We start from the raw sequence: 1,498 nt of genomic DNA on the forward strand, positions 1-1,498 counted from the left end.
CGCCCTGGCCAACCAGGCGTGCCGGCAGGGGCATTCGGTCCTCTAGCAGCCTGTCGGACTTTCCCGGCGCCAGATCCACATATGATATAATCATACTTTTTCGAACCATCGAGTCGTCGCATGTCAAACTTTATCGTCGCTGACCGCCAGACTGCCTATCTGCTACCGCCGTCGCTGGACGATTGGCTGAACCAGGATCACCTGGCCCGATTCATTGTCGAGGTGATCGACCAGCTGGATCTTTCCGAGCTGACGCGGCAGTACGCGGGGCGGGGCTCACAAGCCTATCACCCGGCAACCCTGCTGGCGATTCTGGTTTATGGCTACGCGACGGGTATTTTCTCCAGCCGCCGGCTGGAGCAGGCGACCTATGACTCGGTCGCCTTCCGCTTTCTCGCGGCCAACCTTCATCCCGACCACGACAGCCTGGCGACCTTCCGCCGGCGTTTTCTTGACGAACTGAGCGACCTGTTTCTGCAGGTTCTGAAAATGGCCAAGGAAATGAAGGTGCTCAAGGTGGGGGACATTTGTCTTGACGGCTCGAAGTTCGAAGCCAACGCCTCACGGCACAGTGCGTTGTCACACGGCCACATCGAAAAGCTGGAAGCTCAGCTCAAAGCCGAGGTTCAGGAATTGCTGGCGCTGGCGGAACAAGCCGATCAAGCCGACGTCCCGACGGGTGTCAGCCTGCCCGAGGAACTCAAGCGTCGCGAAGATCGGCTGGCGGCGATGGCGGCCGCCAAGGCCAAGCTTGTCGCCCGGGCCGAGGAGCGCTATCAGCGCGAGAAGGCCGAGTACGACGAGAAAATGGCCCTGCGTGCCGCCAAGGAAGAAGCGACCGGCAAGAAGCCGGGCGGCAAGCCCCCAAAGGCGCCAGAGCCAGGACCCCGGGACAAAGATCAGATCAATCTGACTGACGAAGAGTCGCGCATCATGCCGGTCGCCGGTGGTGGCTTCGAACAGGCGTACAACGCCCAGGCGGCGGCTGATGCGGCAACGATGCTGATCGTTGCCACCGGGGTCACGCAAGCACCCAACGACAAAGAGCAAGTCGAGCCGATGCTGGCCACCCTCAAGGAGCAGGCCGGCGTGCTCGGCGCCGTGGAATGCCTGATCGCCGATAGCGGCTACTGTAGTGAGAAGAACATCAAGGCGTGCGAGGCGGCTGACATCGATCCACTGATCGCCGTCGCTCGCGACGAACACCACCCGGGCTGGCGGGAGCGCCACAGCGAGCCGGCGCCTTTGCCCGACGACGCCACACCCGTTCAGGCGATGTCCCATCGGCTGAAGACCAGGGACGGACGAGCGCGCTACGCCTTACGCAAGCAGACCGTCGAGCCGGTCTTCGGAATCATCAAGTCAGTGATGGGCTTTCGCCGCTTCTCTCTGCGCGGTTTGAAGAAGGTCACTGGCGAGTGGACGCTGGTTTGCATGGCGTGGAATTTGAAGCGCTTGGCCGTATTGCGCCCACAGTAGGGAAAATGAGGGGAAAACC

The 1,498-nt window shown here is 61.7% G+C and carries 1 protein-coding gene; it reads left to right on the plus strand.

Annotated elements, in window-relative coordinates:
• The first annotated feature begins 120 nt into the window (after positions 1-120).
• A complete protein-coding gene (locus tag CAPSK01_RS03640; protein ID WP_034922710.1) occupies positions 121-1,479 on the plus strand; it encodes an IS1182 family transposase in 1,359 nt (452 codons plus the stop codon).
• Positions 1,480-1,498: the final 19 nt, after the last annotated feature.

Source organism: Candidatus Accumulibacter vicinus, from assembly GCF_000584955.1.
GTDB classification, from domain to species: domain Bacteria; phylum Pseudomonadota; class Gammaproteobacteria; order Burkholderiales; family Rhodocyclaceae; genus Accumulibacter; species Accumulibacter vicinus.